This is a genomic window from Janthinobacterium silvisoli (assembly GCF_014200725.1).
In the GTDB taxonomy this organism is placed as follows: Bacteria; Pseudomonadota; Gammaproteobacteria; order Burkholderiales; family Burkholderiaceae_D; genus Janthinobacterium.
The window spans coordinates 571,285-587,678 of the sequence record NZ_JACHCL010000002.1 but is presented as its reverse complement, the minus strand read 5'-3'; the positions used below and the strand labels follow the sequence as shown (position 1 = coordinate 587,678).

Below are 16,394 nucleotides of genomic sequence, written 5' to 3'. Positions count from 1 at the left end.
ACAAGGATAGCCTTACAGCGTATGGATGGCAGGGGTGGTCAGCAGTGCCTGGCGCTCTTGCATCAGCGAAATTTGTTTCTCTTCCGCTGTCATGCGCTTGGCGCTGATGGTGACGACGGGCATGCTGGCCGAGGAAGCGGCCTGGGCCGTATTAGCCGCTGGCGGCTGCATAAAGCTGACATAGCTGGCTGAACAGGCGATGGCCGCAGCGACGGTGAAGATGATTTCCATGTTTTTCAGGGTATTTTTCATGATCGTTCCTTTCGGGGGCGGGTGGGTATGGATGCACTGTAGCCACCTGCCGCCCATGGCGCCATGGACTTGCGACCAGCCGTGGTTTTAGCGGGATGACCTGCAAAAAAACAGCGCTGAAACGCTTGCAAGCCAGGCAACTGGCGCCACCGTCTGAATTGAGGGCTAAATAGCCCTGTATCCGCAGATATGAATGCAATTGCCGTATGGCATTATTTAAAACTGCATATCAAAGGTGCAAGGCAGTGTCAGGCCAGCCACCCTGCTAGAATCGGCATGGCGGCCTGGTCGGGTGGGCACAACAATATCTTCAGGAGTCACACATGTTCCAACTGTTTGGTTTTGGCGGCGCCCGCTGTCCGCGCTGCGAACACAAGAACGGCGCCGCCGCCGGCTATTGCGGACAATGCGGCCTGTCGCTGGGCGCGCCCGGCAGCGAAACTGTGCTGCATGCCAACCAGTGGCGCCTGGCCGACGATCAGCTGGCCCTGTTTTTTGGTCTGCGCGAACTGACTTCGCTGTTCGGTGCTGCGGCCAAGCGCTTGCAGGTGCCGCTTGAGTCGCGTGCCTGGATCGTGCAATCGGATGCTTTTAACTTGCTACCTGCCGGCGACTACGATAGCGCGGCCTTTTTTGCGCGCTTGCCGGCCCTGTTGCCGGCGCGCCCGGCCGAAGTGCTGATCGCGCGCGCCGACGCCTTGGCGCTGGAGTTCGACTTGCCCGACCTGGCCAGCACGGAATTGCTGGGCATTGCCGCCACCTTGCGCATCGATATCGCGCTGGGCCAGCCCGACGCGTTCGCGCGCCAGTTCATGCGCGCTCCCGGCGCCGTCACGCGCGCCCACCTGCACGCCTTGCTGCTGCCGTCGGTACGCCAGATTGCGCTGGAATTTACGGGCAGCCGCGCGCTGCGCGAGATGGACGCCAATGCCGACCTGCGCCCGCAATTGAATGAGCGCCTGTCGTCGTCGCTGACACAGCGCCTGGCCCAGTCGGGCCTGGCCGTGGCGCGCGTGGAAACGCTGACCCTGCGCCATGACAAACAAGCTGGCAGCAGCGATGGCGATACCACTATCGGCACCTTGTGGCTGGGTGGCGCACCGGAGCACGGCGTGGAAGAGATGCAGCGGGCCGACCAGCTATACGATGAACAGGAATGGCAGCGCATCCGCAGCGAAGAACAAAAGGCGCGCCATGCACACCGCCGCGCCGAACTGCGGCAGGATGCCACGGTGGAAGCGGCCGAGCTGGCGCACCAGGAAGCGGAACGCCTGCAAGCATTGCGCGGACGCCAGATCGACCTGTATGGCCGCATCCTGGAATCAAAGTCGCGGCGCCAGGCGCTCGACCACGGAGCGGCCGAGGCGCTGGGCGAGTTGGAACAGGTTTTGGCAAAGAAAGGTGCGCAGCGCGCCGACGAAGCGGCACACTGGGAACATGTGCGTGCGCTGGCGGCCATCAAGATGCGCAGCGAACTGGAATTGTCGCAGCTGAACGGGCGCGAACAGATCCAACTGGCGCAGCAGCGTTTTACGCACCAGGTGCATTTGCAGTCGATCGCGCAGCAGGTGGAAAGCGCGCTGCTGATCGATGACGAGGCGGGCCGCCGCGCGCAGCTGGCGCGCTTGCGCCAGGCAGAGGCGGATGCGGCCCAGCGCGAAGCGCAGCTGGAAGCGGAGCAGCACAAGGCCGTCTGGCAAGGAGCCGTGCTGGCCAACGCCGCGCGCGAGCGTGAAGCGCAGCGGGTACAGGAATGGGAAGACCAGATGCAGCTGGCGCGCCAGCGCGAATTGCTGCGGGCCGAAGCGCACAAGGATGAAGTCGCCCAGGTGCAGGCGGCCGAAGTGGCCGAAAAGGTCGCTGCCCTGCGCCGTGGCGGCGCGCGCGAGGACGCCATCGCGCAGCAGGAAAAACTGCTGCGCACCATCGAGGCGGATGGCGTGCATGCGCGCCAGTTGCAGCAGCAGGCGCACCTGGCGCAGCTCGACGCGCTGGCCGTGGAGGAACAGCGCCAGCAGCTGCGCCAGCTGGAACACGAAGCGCAATGGCAGCGTGAACTGCTGGGCATGGCGCAGCAGCGCGACAGCGATTACGCGCGCTGGAAGGGTGAATACGAAGCGTTGCTGGCACGGCAGGCGCATGCCGCCGAGCTGGCGCGCATCGACATCGACCGCATCGAAAAGATCGGCAGCCTGAGCGATACGGGCAAGGTGGCGATGGCGGCCGGGCCGAATGCGGGCGCGCTGGCGCAAGTGCTCAAGGCACAGCTGCAGGCCGGCATGAGCGCCGAACAGATACACGCGCTGGCGGCGCTGGCGGCGGCCGAAAACAGTGTCGCGCCGCTGGACGCCATGCGCATGGCGCAAGAGAGTGTGGCCCAGGAGCGCGCATATCGGGATAGGGAAGGCCAGGCCGAGCGCGAGCGGCGCCAGTTGCCGGAGGTGAGCGCGCCGCCGAAAACGGCTTGCTGCCAGAACGGCCATGCGCAGCGGACCGGTCACCCAGAAGATAAATTTTGCGCCACCTGCGGCGTAGCCCTGCAGCCTTGAAGGAAGTGTTTCACCTGAGATGATGCAAAAAGCACGAGATAAACTGCGAGAACTGCGCGCCCTGCATGATGATGGGCTGCTCAGCGAGCAGGAATTTGAACACCGCAAGAACGCCATCCTCGACGCCGAGTACGCGCCGCCGGGCGGCGTAGCCGCGTCTGCGCCGGTACGCCAGGGCACGGAGCTGGGCTTCATGACCGGGCAGGAAATCGGCCCGCAAAACCGCCGCTACCGGCTTGAAAGGCTGATCGCCACGGGCGGCATGGGCCAGGTGTGGCAGGCAACCGACCTGGCCACGCATGCGGAGCTGGGCAGCAGCGAAATGGTGGCCCTGAAGATTTTGCCACCGCAGCTGACGCAGAGCGCCACGCACGCCCGGCTGCTGATCGAGGAAGCCACGCAGGCGAGAAAACTCGCACATGAAAACATCGTGCGCGTGTATGAATGGGCGCAGGATCCGGCCACGGCCAGCTATTTCATCATTATGGAATGCCTCGATGGCGAAGACCTCGAGCATTATCTGGCGCGCGAGGGACGGCTGCCGCTGGCGACCGTGCAGCAATTGCTGCATCCGGTGGCTGAAGCCCTGTCGTATGCCTGGGAAAAACACAAGCTGGTACACCGCGACATCAAGCCGGGCAATGTCTTCCTGACGGCCAAGGGCGACGTTAAGCTGCTCGATTACGGCATCGCTTCGCGCGTGCGCAATGCGGGCAGCAGCCTGGGACTGGAAACGCCGAACGCGGGCACGCACGGTTATCGCGCGCCCGAAGCGGGCACGCACCAGCGCCAGCCCAGCCCGCGCCTGGACGTGTATGCGGTGGCCGTGATGATTTACCAGATGCTCGAAGGGCGCATGCCGTTTGACGATGCGCGCAGCGCGGACCATTTGCCGTCCGCGCCGCAAGCACTCAATGCAGCGCAATGGCAAGTGCTGCAGAACGGCTTTTCGCTGACGCCGGAATTGCGTCCGCAATCGGTGCAAGCCTTGCTCGAAGCGCTGGAGCGTGCCGCCGGACCGTCGCCCGAAGAACTGGCCGAACTGGCGCGCCAGGAGCAGTCACGCCTGGTCGAACAGCAAAAGCAGGCGGCGCTGGCAGCCGAAGAGGCACGCAAGCAAGCGCGCCGGCGTGAAGAGGAACTGGAACAGCGCCGCAAGGTCGAGGCCCAGGCGGCGGCCGTGGAAAAGCAGCGCCAGGACAAGCTGCGCCGCGAACAGGAAGCGCAGCGGGCGATGGAAGCGGAAGAAGCGCGCAAGTTGCGCAAGGAAGCGCTGCGTGGCCAGTTGCGCGCACGGCGCGAAGCCGATGCCGCCACCGCCCTGCAGGCGCACCAGGAATTGCAGCGCAAGGCGATCCAGGCGAAAGCCGAAGCGGCCTACCGCGCCGAGCAGGAGCGGGCCCGCAAGGAGCAAGCCAGCCGCGCTTCCAGCGAACAGGCGCCGCCGCAGCCACAGTCAGCAGAAGCAGCTGCTGCCGATGCGCCACTGGTCAATGCCGAGGGTTTGCTGCGCGACGCTTTCCTCGATGGCTCGGGCCAGGGGCCGGAACTGGTGAGCATACCCAGCGGCCGTTTCCAGATGGGCGCGCACGAGACTGAGCACCAGGTGGCGATCAAGGCGGGTTCGCAAAAGACCTGGCTGGAGCGAGAAACGCCGCAGCACTGGGTGGGCATCACGCAGCCGTTCGCGCTGGCGCGCCATCCGGTCAGCGTGGGCGAATGGCGCTCATTCGTCAAGGCGACCGGCTGGGAAGGCGGCGCGGAGACGGACTGGGACAATCCCGGCTTTGTGCAAACCGATCTGCACCCGGTGGTGGGAGTCAGCTGGAAGGATGCGCAGCTGTATATCGCCTGGCTGACGGAAAAAACCGGCAAGGTATATCGTTTGCCCAGCGAAGCAGAATGGGAATATGCCTGCCGCGCCGGCACGCGCACGGCCTTCAATGTGGGCGACACGATCAGCACCGAGCAAGCCAATTACGATGGCCTGTACATCTACAACGGCGGCCCGCGCGGCAGCTACCGGGGCGGCACCAGCCCGCAGGGCACGTTTGCGCCGAATGCCTGGGGCTTGTACGACATGCATGGCAACGTATGGGAATGGGTGCAGGACATCGTGCATGACAATTACGAGGGCGCGCCTGTCGATGGCAGTGCCTGGGAAGAGGGCGGCGACAGCAGCCGGCGCATCTTGCGCGGCGGCTCATGGCTGTACCACCCGCGCTATCTGCGCTCGGCCTTGCGCAATGGCTTTTCCATCGTGCTGTCGAATGATATCGTCGGCTTTCGCGTGGCGCGCAAGCTTGATTAGTTTCTTATTGCCGGATTCGGCTTGCTATCGGTCGACGTGCTGTTCGCAAACGGTGTAAATTGTGGCTTTTCAAATACCTCAGGAAATGCCATGACCATTACTGCCATCCGCGACCAGTCGCAGCCCATGCGCCACATCGTGCACATCCGCGATCACATCCTGTCGGCTGATGCCTCGGTCGAAGAGGGCGGTGGCGATTCCGGCCCCTCGCCGCATGACCTGTATGACGCAGCCCTGTCGGCCTGCAAGGCGCTGACGGTGCTGTGGTACGCGAAACGCAAGGGCATTCCGCTGGAGCACGTGGAAGTGTCGACCGAGCGCGACGCCAGCGACGAGCGCAAGGGCGTGTATCGTTTGGCCGCCACTCTGCATCTGACGGGCGACTTGAGCGAGGCGCAGCGCCAGGAGTTACTGGCGGCGGCCGGCAAATGTCCGCTACATAAACTGATGACCAGTGTGACGACCGAAGTGACGACGGTGCTGGCATGAGCGCGGCCATCCTGAAAAGCCACGAAAAAGACTTGGGCGGCGGCTTTGTCGTGCGGCGCTTGCTGCCATCGGCCGTCAAGCAGGCCGTCGGCCCCTTCATTTTCTTTGACCATTTCGGCCCCATCGACGTGGCGCCCGACGCCAACCACGACGTGCGTCCCCATCCCCATATCGGCCTGGCTACCGTCACCTATCTGTTCGAAGGCGCGATCGACCACCGCGACAGCATCGGTTCGTATCAGCGTATCGCGCCGGGCGCCATCAACTGGATGACGGCCGGACGCGGCATCGTGCATTCCGAACGCACGCCCGCCGACCTGGTGGGCCAGCCGCACCGCACGCACGGCTTGCAGCTGTGGGCTGCGCTGCCGAAGGCGCATGAAGAGGACGAGCCGAGTTTTACCCACACGCCGCAGGCCGATATTCCCGTCGTATCGCTCGACGGCGCCGTAGTCAAAGTGTTGATCGGCACGGCGTTTGGCCAGACTTCACCCGTGCGCACCTATATGGAAACGCTCTACCTCGACGTGGCGTTGCAGGCCGGTAGCACCCTGCGCCTGGACGGCTTGCCAGCCGAAGCGGCGATTTACCCCATCAGCGGGGACGTGCTGGTCGATGGCGTCGCCTTGGCGCCACACACCATGGCCTTGCTGGAGGCGGGCACCGTGCCGGTGGTGTCGGCGGGCAGCGGGCCGGCGCAGTTCGTGGTGATCGGTGGCGAGCCGCTCGATGGCCACCGTTTCCTGTTCTGGAATTTCGTCTCGTCCAGCAAGGAGCGCCTGTCGCAGGCGGCCGACGACTGGAGCGCACAGCGCATGGGGCAAGTACCGGGCGAGACGGAATTTATTCCACTGCCGAAGGCGCCGCTGCGTCCTTCGGCTTAGGCACTTAGAAGCGGGCGCGCAGATTGATGCTGGCCTTGCGCGGCTCGCCATAAAAATTACCCCAGGATGGCGCGCCCACCGTCTGGTAGTAGCGCTTGTCGAACAGATTTGTCACATTCACCGATGCGCTCCAGTTGCGGTCGATCTGATAGGCGGCGCGCGCCGTCCACAGCGCGTATGATTTTTGCGCCACCGTGATCGCTTGCGTCACGCGTGAACTTTCGGTCTGGAAGTTCACGCCGCCGCCCACGCTCCACGCCTGCAAGGCGCCTGGCAATCGGTAATCGCTCCACGCGCGCAGCATGTGGCGCGGTGAAAAGGTGCTGGCAAACTGTACGCCCGCGTTCGAGGTCTGGTCCAGGTATTTGAAATTGTTCAAAGTGTAGCCGGCGAACAGCTGCCAGCCGCGCGCCACTTCACCGCTGATTTCCGCATCGATACCCTCGCTGCGCACTTTGCCCGTCGAGATATAACACTCCGAACCAGATGAGCAGACGTTCACCATGTCGAGTTCCGCGCGGTTGCTTTGCTCGATGCGGAACAGCGCCAGCGAGGCGTTGACCTTGCCGTCGAACAGTTCGCCCTTGAGCCCTGTTTCCAGGTTGCGGCCTTTCAGTGGATCGATCAGGGCGCCAGCAGCGTCGCGCTGGCTTTGCGGCTGGAAGATGTCGGACACGCTGGCGTAAGCAGACCACTGCTGGTCCAGCGCGTAAATCAGGCCGCCATATGGTGTGATCACGCCGTTTTCGCGATATGGATCGCTGTAGGGCGCGCCCGTGTCGCGGTAGATGCTGCTTGATTTGTAATTCGTGACGCGTGCACCGGCCACCAGCGTGAGCGGGTCGCTGACGCTGAAGCGGGCCACGCCATAGGCGCCCGTCTGGCGCATGCTGGTGAGGCTGGGGGCGCCACGGTAGCTGTGTTCGCGCAGCCAGGCGTCGCTCGGTTCGGCCACGTCGTGGTCGGGCTGCCAGGGATTGATACCCTGCCTGAGCATGGCCAGGCTGAAATCGCTGTCGCTTTCCATGCGGTTGGTGTTGACGCCTGCGCTGAAGCCATGGCGCCGGCCGAAGGCATCGAATTTACCATCGAGCGAAATGTCGATGCCCTTGTTGGTGGTGCCGTAATCGAACACGCCGTCATAACGCATCATGCCGGCCAGGGTAACGGGGTTGATCGCGCCCAGGTTGAACATGTATTTCACGTCATGCCGCTCGTGTGTGTAGTTGGCCGTGGCTTTCAGCGACCAGTCGGCGTCGAAGCGGTGTTCGAATTCGGCAAAGACGGCGCTCTGCCGGCTGTTCCAGCGGTTCCAGTTGGCGCCGATGAAGGTCGAGCGTGGCAAGTGCGGATCGCTGCCGTCGCTGTACAGGGGCAGGCCCGAGAAGAAGGGCGTCGACTGCAGTTTCTCATGGCTGGCGCCGGCCGTCAGCTTGCTGCCTGGCGCCAGGTCGAATTCCAGCACGCCATACAGCACGTCGGTGCGGCTGTCGGCCACGTCATAAAAATAATCGCGCTGCTCGTGTGCGGCCACGGCGCGGCCACGAATGCTGCCCGCTTCGTTCAGGGGGCCGCTGACATCGATCTCGCCGCGCAAGTCGTTCCAGCGTCCGGCACTGGCGGACAGCAGCAGCTGCTTTTCCGCCAGCGGGCGCTTGCGCACCATGTTGACGGCGGCGCCGGGCGCACCGGTGCCTTGCAGCAGGCCGGTGGCGCCGCGCACCACTTCCACCCGGTCCAGTATCGCCGTATTGCTGGTAAAGCTGTTCGCCTGCGGGTAGTACATGGCGCGGTTGACGCCGTCGAACTGGTAAGTGTCGACCATGAAGCCGCGCGAATACACATAGCGCCCGCCCATCGGGCTGTCATACATGGTGATGCCGGTGGTGTTGGCCAGCACCGCGTCGATGGTGTTGAGGTTTTGATCGTCCATCTTCTGGCGCGTGATGACGCTGACCGACTGCGGAATTTCGCGCAGGGTTTGCACGCCTTTGCCAACGGTGACGGCGCGCGCCGCATACGAGTTGCTGTGTTCACTGACAGGGTCGCGCTCCATGCTGGCGGTAACCAGTACGGGCGCCATGACTTTTTCACCGCTGGCTTGCGGCGCGGTGACGCTGGCCTGGCGCAGCACATAAGCGCCGTTCGGCAATTGCAGCGCTTCCAGGCCGCTGCCAGCCAGCAGCAGGGCAAATCCCTGTGCCACTTTGTAGCTGCCGTGTAAGCCGTTCGACTGCAAGCCCCGCGTTTGCGCAGGATCGGTGGACAGGCTGACGCCGGCGGCAACGGCGAAGTCGTTCAGGGCGCTTGCCAGCGGGCCGGCGTTGATGGTGTAGGTGGCTTGGCTTTGTGCCATCACGGGCGCGGCGGTAAACGTGGCGCAAGCCACGGCGATGGCGGACAGGATAGGGTGATTCAGGTGCATGGTCGGTCTTTCTGTTCTCGGTGATGGTATGGCGAAGTATTTTGCTTTCCTGATTTCGGCTTCTTAATTGGTAAGCCGAAGCAGGACACTGAAACACCAACCCCGAATGCAAAAAAACTCAAAAAACTATGTGCGTCTGGTAGATACCGTGGCCCAGTAGCGCGTGAAATACTGCACTTGCAGGCTATGCGAGGCACACAGGCTGGCCAAAGCGACGTCGATATCGTCGAGGCGGTAAGTGCCCGTAACGAACTGGCGCGCGATAAGGGGATCGCAAGCCAGGTGGCCGCGCCGGTAGCGCGACAGTTCATCGAGAAGGCGCTGCAAGGGCCAGTCGACGGCCACCAGCATGCCTTGCAGCCAGCTGTCCTGATGGGCTGCCATGGTAGTGGCTGCGTCTGCGCCGCTGGCGAAGAAGCGCAGTTGCTGGCCTGCTTCGACGCGGCGCACCGCATCGCTTGCGGCGGCGCAACGTACTTCCACCGCATGTTCGAACACGCTGACGGTGGTCGCTTGCGTATCGCAGCGCACGCCAAAGCGCGTGCCCAGTGCGCGGATCACGCCGTGTTGTGTCTCGACCAGGAAGGGGCGCGGGTCGGGCGCCGTCGTCAGCATGATTTCGCCTTCGTGCAGGCGGATGCGGCGAATACTTGCCGTATATTCGATGTCGGCGGCGCTGCCGGTATTGAGTTCCAGGCTGCCGCCATCGGCCAGGCGCACATGGCGGCGCTGGCCCGGGGCCGTGCGTAGTCCTGCATTCCAGCTTTGCCATGACGTTGAATGCAGGCCGGCCTGGCCCAGCCAGATGCTGCCACCGGCCGCCGCCAGCAGGGCCAGCACCTTGGCGGCGGCGCGGCGGCGTACCAGGGCCGCCTGCAATGCGGGCAGGGCCAAGGTGGCGGGAATTTCTCCCAGCTGCCCATCCATGCGCTGCAGCAGTGCCCAGGCGCGTGCATGTTCAGCGCTGGCCGCCAGCCAGTTTTGCAAGGCGGCCGGGTCGGCTGTGCCGCTTTTGCACTCCACATGCCAGTGTGCGGCGGCGGCCAGTATGGCCCGCTCGATGCGGGGAAGGTTGGTGCGCTGGGTAAACATCAGGCGGCCAGCACCAGGCATTCCGTGTAGGCGCGCACCAGGTGTTTTTTGACGGTGGGCAGCGACACGCCGAGGCGGGCGCTGATGTCCACGTAGCTCAGTTCTTCGATTTGCGCCAGCAGGAAGATGGCGCGCGTGCGCTCGCCGAGGCTGTCGAGCAGGCGGTCGATGGCCAGCAGGGTTTCGATGATGATGGCGTGCGTTTCGGCGGAAATCGATTGCGGCTCCGCCTGTTGCGCCAGCGCTTCCAGGTAAGCTTGTTCCAGTGCCTGGCGGCGGTAGCGGTCGACCAGCAAGCCGCGCGCGATGGTCGCCAGATAGCCGCGTGGTTCGCGCAGGGGTGCCATATCGCGTTTGCCCAGCAGGCGTACAAAGGTATCCTGCGCCAGGTCGGCCGCGTCACCCGCATTACCCAGCTTGCCGCGCAGCCAGCCATACAGCCAGCCATGGTGTTCGCTGTACAAGGTCTTCAGGTGCGCGGCATGGACGTGGCTGGCGGTGCTCACTGCGTTCTCCAGATAAGTGGATAAGCTGGGCTGACGGAACACACTGTGCCGGCTGGCTGGGCTGGTTAAAATAATATGTGAGAATGATACTCATTATCACATTGACCAGGCCGCTGCGTCAATTGACCTCAAACGCCTTGCCGCCAGTCCAGCAGCCACTGTTGCATATATGCCCAGGTCTCATGCAGCGCCGCCCTGGCGCCATGCAGCAGGCTGTCCAGTGCGCCGCTGGCGTAGTGCAGGTGGACGCCGTCGAAAAAGACGTGGTCGGCCACCACGGTGGCGGCCAGCCAGGCGGCGATGATGACGATCAGGTCGTGGCGGCCGCTTTTCCACCAGCGCAGCGAATGGCGGCGGAAGATCCATGGCACGCCCAGCGGGTTTGGCCAGTCGGCCAGCAAATGCATGATGCCGCCTGCGGCAAAGCCGAACAGAGGTGGCGCCCACGCATGGTGCGGTAATTGCAGGTAACTGTAGGCGAGCAGGGCGATCCAGGCCAGGCCCCAGTGCGTCCACGTGCGGTGCGTGATCCACAGTTTATGCGTGCGCGCCCACCAGGCCACTTCCATCCAGTCTGGCGCCGTGCCACCCAGCGCGCCCATCAGAAAAGCGAGCACACTGAGCACTTGATAGGGGCCGCCAGCGCCAGCGTGCGCGACCACTGCTGCGGCAATCACGCCGGCAGCCCAGCCAGTCGCGTGATGCGCTTTATTGGAAGCCATAGAAATGTAAAACGCCACGCGGGTGCATTGTGAAACGTCGGTAAGATAAGCTGGATGAATATACAGTATCGCCGGGCATAATGCGATAGGATATGCAAGAGAATTGTTAAATTATGTGTCTTGCGGATGGGCTGCTTGTATCACGGGAAGGTGCGCTGTCGCCCCGTTTTTTGATGTGGGAGCCGTCATCCGCGGGAGCGCGAGGGGAGCCCGCAAGGGGGATCGCGCCGGGTAGAGGGCAGCGGATCACCATGCCAATGATGGGACAAGAAACTGTTGTCGATTTTTTAATGGCAGTGGGTTGTTGTAGCAATGGTGAAAATATTGTTATTAATAAATATTTTCTGGTCATGCTTAATAAATTCTGGCAGTATCAAACCGCACTATTTTAATAATTAAGAATTGAAAGTAGTTAACGATGACTTTGCATAAAAAACTGATTGCTGGTATTGGATTTTCCTTGTTGTGCATGCATGCCGCTTATGCGCAGAATAGCAGTGGCGTTTATGTCGGTGTTGGTGTTGGTAGCTCGTCGGTTTCGTCGCATGCCGTCGATAGCGATAATGATCCATCCCTGAATGTGGATGTAGGCTATCGTTTTAACCAGAATTTTTCTGCTGAAATTTTTGCGCGTAGCCTGAGCTTCCGCCTGTTCGATGATCTTGCCGGTGATAGCAGCTATTATCCGGATTCCCATGTAGGCGTGGCCGTCCTGGGAACTATTCCGCTGGGCAACGACTTCAGCCTTTATGGCCGCCTGGGCGTCGGTCGCACCGAGATGAAGTCTGGCCGCAAATCGAAAAAGGATTATAACGAGACGGATCCGTCGCTGGGCCTGGGTGTACGCTATGCATTGAGCCCTGCCTGGAGCATTAATCTGGAAGCCACGCGTTTTACCAAGACGAAAGTCAATACCTATTTGCTGGGTGTGCAATACGATTTTTAATCGTCGCGAGAATTGGATTAATAAAGCTCATGATCGATAGCACCGATACACGGACTGTACTTTTTTCATGTGCTGGTGTTATTGATGGATATATCCAGGTATTTTCCGTGCCGCGACCTATACTGAAAGACTAGTCTGAGGATAGGAGGCATCATGAAAATCCCGCGTGAATTGCAAATACCCGCCATCGTTTTTTCGCTGGAGGCGGTATTTATTATTGGCTTGTCGCTGGTCTTCTTGATACTGGCGCCGCGTTAGCTGCGCTCCAGTAAGAGGGCAGCTTTATGCTGTCAGCAGTGCGCTGGTGCTGTCGCACAGGCCGGCGCCTTCGGTGCGGATGATCCAGCATTCAGGATACGGTTCGCTGGCGAAACGGTTATGCCGTGCAAAACCGCTGAGCTTGTCGAGCACCGTGGCGGGCGCCAAAGGCGTTTCCTTGCCGCTGGCAGGGGCCAGATGCCAGAAGCCGCCATCGCGGTGGAACAGCACGGGCAGGGCGGCTGCGCTCGGTGCGGACGCATTGGCCTGTGGCTGCGAGACAGGCGGCGTTTCCGGCGTCAGCAGATAAAAACATTCGGCATGCGCACCTTGGTCGATGCGGTGCAAAATCACGCCATGGTGCAGCAAGGCTGTTACGCTCAGCACGACGATGCCCTTGATGCTGGCGCTCATTTCGATGCGCATGCCCAGGCGCAGGGGCACAGGTTTGTGCTTGCCAGGCCAGACGCCGTCGAGCAGCAAGCCATAACGCGAGACATCTTCGATTTCAAAGCCTTGCTGGCTGCGCCGGATGACGGCGTGGCGCCCGGACAGGCGGCGCGTCAAGCCATTGTTGTCCTGGCCGTCAAGGCTGAAATGGCTGAGCAGCACATCGGCTTCCGGATCGACCAGCTCAAAACGGCCCAGGGTGCATTCCGCCAGCGCAAACAAACGGATCTGGCGCTGTGCGCCTGCTTCCGGCGCGGCGTTGACCAGGCAGGCCGCATCGGTGGGATGAGGGTGCACATGGCTGTCAGCGGGCAAGTCGACTTCGATCAGTTCTTCGTCCCAGGCGATGGTGGTAAAGCCCATGTCGATCTTGCCCTGCGGTGCGGACAAGTCCACGTGGGCGATGCCGGCATTGCGGGCAGTTACGTCGAGGTTGTAGCCATCGCCACCACGCACGCGGGCAATCGATGCATCGTCGGCCATCACGCGCACATTTTTATGCGTGCTGAGGAAGATCTGGTGGATTTCCGTCAGGGTGGCGTCGCGGCGCGGCACCAGGATGACGAAGGTGCAGACCCATTTTTGCGCCACCGCGCCATCGAGGTGGCTTTGCACTTCCACTTCGATCTGGTATTGCCCGTGCTCTTTGTTGCGGGAGCTGAATTCGACGAACACGGGGCGCCAGTCGCCGCGCGTGGTGCGCACGAAATCGTGCTGCACTTGACCACGCGGGATCAAGTCAGAGCGCAGGCGCAAGGTTAGTTGCGGCACGCAGTTGGCCGCCATGCCGCGCAATTCCATTTTCAGCGTTTGCCGCCCGCCAGCGGCGCGCGGGTCGAAACCGCTGATATGCAAATGGGCTTGCACGGGCTGGTAAGCAACTTTGGCTGGTGTGGCAGACGGAGCAAGCGAGGTTTGTGCCGATGTCATGTCTGGCATGGGCGCGCGGATATCCGCCGTTGCCGATTGCTCGGAACGGGCGCTGCGCGCTGCGTTCAACAAGTCATAGCTGCTGGCGGGAGCGGCTGTTTGCGGGTGATTACCCGCGCAGACGCTTTCACCAGGCAAGACCCAGAACGTACAGTGCGGGTGCTCCGGATTACTGCATTTTTTCATGACATTCTGGATCGAACCGGGTGGGGGCATGGCGCCCTCTGTTATACCTGAGAGCTTACGCGCTTTTGGGCGCGCTTGGCAACCGGCACAGCAAGCTGCGCGCGGTTTTTTTGCCAAAAACGACAGCCTGGGCCACCATGCTTGCCACCCTCCCGGAAACTATTGCCCTAAATCATATATTGTGGATTTACAGATACCTATTTTAAACAACTTCGTTCTTGTCTGCTCGACGTGCCGCAGAACGCCAGCAAGACGGCATGCGCGGGCAAGCCGGTGTATGCTGGCTTCACTTCTCCATACCGATTTCTCTCTTTTCCGGGAGCCTTACCGATGCCGAACGTCCTGCCTGCCATCCGCTTGCCCCAGCTGGCCCTGGCTTATTGCAGCGCCCTATGCGTGCTGCTGCTGATCGACGGTTTGTGGCTGGGCTTGCTGATGGGACCCCTGTATGCGCGCTATCTGGGGGATCTGCTGCTGGAGCAGCCCCGTTGGTTGCCGGCGATCCTGTTTTACCTGCTGTATGCGTTTGGCCTGCTGGTGTTTGCCATTTTACCGGGTTTGCGCGCGCGCAACTGGCGCATGGCGGTCCGGCTGGCTGCACTGTTGGGACTGGTAGCCTATGGTACCTACGACTTGAGCAATTACTCCACCTTGCAAGGATGGCCGTTAGCGCTGACTTTCATCGATATCGCCTGGGGTGCCGTGTTGTCTGGCGCCAGCGCTGCCGCCGCCTGGCTGGCGGCTAGCCGGTTGACGGCGCCACCCAGGTAATTGATCAGGCAGTTTTGATCAGACAGTTGAGCACTGTGGCGTAAAGCGCAGGGCCAGCATGGTCAGGTTATCGCTATGCAAGCCATACGGCGGCTGAGCCAGGAAGTCGTCGAATATGCTGGCCAGGGCCTGGGTAGCTGTCTTGCCTGCGCACAAGGCTGGCCAGCGGGCCACAACTGCCAGCGGGTCGGCGCAGGCCCAGAAACCGTCGCTGGCCAGCAAATAGACTGCGTCGTCACGCACTTGCAGCACACGGCGGTCGGCCAGATGCGCGAGGAAGGGCGGCAAATTGCCTGCATCTAGGGCTTGCAGCGGTTTCTCGAGCTCCTGCGTGTCACCGATGGCGTTGCCTAATACAAAGGCTTGCGAGATTTGCGGATGGTGTTCGCCATGCACGCGCAAGCGCCACTGCGCCTCGTTGAGCAAGCCGTGCATGGCATATACGGTGGCCGGCACATGATCTACCGTAAGGGTGTCGACCGTGTCATCCGTGATTTCATATAGCCGCGAATCGCCCACGTGGTACAGCAGCGGCGCCTGGCCCGGCGCGATTTCCAGCAGGGTCAGGGTGGTGCCGGGCGGGCGCGCTGCGGCCTGTGGCGGCTTTTCGAAACTGGTTTGCAGGCGTGTGTGCAAGGCATCGAGGCCGGCGGCCAGCGTGGCCACGTCACTGCAGGCGGGTAGTTGCAGCAAGCCTTGCACGGCAGCCTCGGCCGCTTCACGGCCATGTCCATGGCCGCCCATGCCATCGAGCACGGCTGCGCGTACGTGGCCGGCTGGCCAGTTCGCTACCCGGCAGCGCAGCGGTTCTTGCTGCGACAGGTACACGGCGTTGCCGCTACCGTCGATCAGCAGGAAGTTATCCTGGTTTTCCCGTCGCGGCGCAGGGCCTGCACCGATGCAGCTGCCAGCGGCGGCATCGAGCCAGGCGCCGAAATCCAGGCCATCCTTAATTAAATACATGAATGAAATGCATGGGTATCACTATTGATCATGGGAGCAGCTTAGCCGATATTGCCTGCTGGCGATACAGTAAAAGCAACTGTATCCAGATGAAAAAAAACCTGCGGCAGCCAGGCTGCGCAGGTTTTTGCTGAAGCGGTGGGGCTTGATTAACGGCGCCAGCCGTAGCCGCCACGGCCTTCCCAGCGGCCGCGGTCGTGGTAGTAGCCGCGTGGCTGCACGTAAATCACGGCAGGCGGGCCGTAGTAGCGTGGAGGCGGCGCGTAATACACGGGCTGTGGCGCTGGCTGGTAATACACCGGTTGCGGCGCAGGCTGGTAATACACGGGCTGCGGCGCCGATTGGTAATAACCGCCACGGTAGCCGCCATTGTAATAGCGGTCATTCGTGCTGATGCTGCTGCCGACGGCGGCACCGATCACGCCACCCACGATCGCGCCGTCACGGCCGCCAGTGCTGTGGCCGATGGCCGCTCCGACTACGGCGCCTGCAACGGTATTGAAGTCGCGGTCGCCGGCGACTGCGGCCGATGAGACAGCCACTGACGCTACCATTACCGCACCCAGGAGTGTTTTGTTCAACATGGCATTTCCTTCCATTTCGGCGAGATCACAATGATCTGCATGAGGTGGACTATATCCGCACGTTCGTGCTTGTTCC

Annotated in this window: 14 protein-coding genes; 6 read left to right on the top strand and 8 right to left on the bottom strand. The window is 62.1% G+C overall.

The window, feature by feature from the left end:
- Positions 1 to 12 precede the first annotated feature (12 nt).
- Entirely contained in the window at positions 13 to 252 is a 240-nt protein-coding gene (locus tag HDE75_RS12820) for a hypothetical protein (RefSeq protein WP_183677295.1), read from the bottom strand.
- A 323-nt stretch (positions 253 to 575) separates the two neighbouring features.
- On the opposite strand from HDE75_RS12820, the gene HDE75_RS12815 reads away from it, so the two are divergent.
- The 4 genes from HDE75_RS12815 to HDE75_RS12800 all read left to right on the top strand — a co-directional run bounded on the left by HDE75_RS12815 (position 576) and on the right by HDE75_RS12800 (position 6,485).
- Positions 576 to 2,801 carry a coiled-coil domain-containing protein gene (locus HDE75_RS12815; RefSeq protein WP_183677296.1) on the top strand — a complete coding sequence of 742 codons (2,226 nt, stop codon included), beginning with the start codon at positions 576 to 578 and terminating at the stop codon, positions 2,799 to 2,801.
- A gap of 19 nt (positions 2,802 to 2,820) precedes the next feature.
- On the top strand, positions 2,821 to 5,112 hold the full coding sequence (locus HDE75_RS12810) for an SUMF1/EgtB/PvdO family nonheme iron enzyme (RefSeq protein ID WP_183677297.1): 2,292 nt from the start codon (positions 2,821 to 2,823) through the stop codon (positions 5,110 to 5,112).
- A gap of 90 nt (positions 5,113 to 5,202) precedes the next feature.
- On the top strand, positions 5,203 to 5,601 hold the full coding sequence (locus tag HDE75_RS12805; protein WP_183677298.1) for an OsmC family protein: 399 nt from the start codon (positions 5,203 to 5,205) through the stop codon (positions 5,599 to 5,601).
- Complete coding sequence (locus HDE75_RS12800) at positions 5,598 to 6,485, top strand: pirin family protein (protein WP_183677299.1); 888 nt, start codon at positions 5,598 to 5,600, stop codon at positions 6,483 to 6,485. Before HDE75_RS12805 ends, HDE75_RS12800 begins: the two co-directional genes overlap by 4 nt.
- 4 nt (positions 6,486 to 6,489) lie before the next feature.
- On the opposite strand, the gene HDE75_RS12795 is transcribed toward HDE75_RS12800, so the two are convergent.
- From HDE75_RS12795 to HDE75_RS12780, 4 genes are all read right to left on the bottom strand, one after another.
- The gene (locus HDE75_RS12795; RefSeq protein WP_183677300.1) at positions 6,490 to 8,910 is read right to left on the bottom strand and encodes a TonB-dependent siderophore receptor; all 2,421 of its coding nucleotides are present in this window, start codon (positions 8,908 to 8,910) and stop codon (positions 6,490 to 6,492) included.
- 126 nt (positions 8,911 to 9,036) lie between these two features.
- Positions 9,037 to 10,002, bottom strand: coding sequence for a FecR domain-containing protein (locus tag HDE75_RS12790; protein WP_183677301.1), 966 nt, complete (start codon positions 10,000 to 10,002; stop codon positions 9,037 to 9,039).
- Complete coding sequence (locus tag HDE75_RS12785; RefSeq protein WP_311735108.1) at positions 10,002 to 10,508, bottom strand: sigma-70 family RNA polymerase sigma factor; 507 nt, start codon at positions 10,506 to 10,508, stop codon at positions 10,002 to 10,004. Before HDE75_RS12785 ends, HDE75_RS12790 begins: the two co-directional genes overlap by 1 nt.
- A gap of 128 nt (positions 10,509 to 10,636) precedes the next feature.
- A complete protein-coding gene (locus tag HDE75_RS12780) occupies positions 10,637 to 11,230 on the bottom strand; it encodes a metal-dependent hydrolase (RefSeq protein WP_183677302.1) in 594 nt (197 codons plus the stop codon).
- Positions 11,231 to 11,648: 418 nt separating this feature from the next.
- Here HDE75_RS12780 and HDE75_RS12775 point away from each other — a divergent pair, with 418 nt between their 5' ends.
- Entirely contained in the window at positions 11,649 to 12,176 is a 528-nt protein-coding gene (locus HDE75_RS12775) for a porin family protein (RefSeq protein ID WP_183677303.1), read from the top strand.
- 282 nt (positions 12,177 to 12,458) lie between these two features.
- On the opposite strand, the gene HDE75_RS12770 is transcribed toward HDE75_RS12775, so the two are convergent.
- Positions 12,459 to 14,000, bottom strand: a complete 1,542-nt coding sequence (locus tag HDE75_RS12770; RefSeq protein ID WP_183678070.1) for an FHA domain-containing protein — start codon at positions 13,998 to 14,000, stop codon at positions 12,459 to 12,461.
- Between the two features lie 330 nt (positions 14,001 to 14,330).
- Between HDE75_RS12770 and HDE75_RS12765 the strand changes: the two genes are divergently transcribed.
- Positions 14,331 to 14,771, top strand: a complete 441-nt coding sequence (locus HDE75_RS12765; RefSeq protein WP_183677304.1) for a DUF2177 family protein — start codon at positions 14,331 to 14,333, stop codon at positions 14,769 to 14,771.
- A gap of 18 nt (positions 14,772 to 14,789) precedes the next feature.
- Here HDE75_RS12765 and HDE75_RS12760 read toward each other — a convergent pair whose 3' ends face one another.
- Complete coding sequence (locus tag HDE75_RS12760) at positions 14,790 to 15,734, bottom strand: PP2C family protein-serine/threonine phosphatase (protein ID WP_183677305.1); 945 nt, start codon at positions 15,732 to 15,734, stop codon at positions 14,790 to 14,792.
- A gap of 149 nt (positions 15,735 to 15,883) precedes the next feature.
- The gene (locus tag HDE75_RS12755) at positions 15,884 to 16,318 is read right to left on the bottom strand and encodes a glycine zipper 2TM domain-containing protein (protein ID WP_183677306.1); all 435 of its coding nucleotides are present in this window, start codon (positions 16,316 to 16,318) and stop codon (positions 15,884 to 15,886) included.
- Positions 16,319 to 16,394 lie beyond the last annotated feature (76 nt).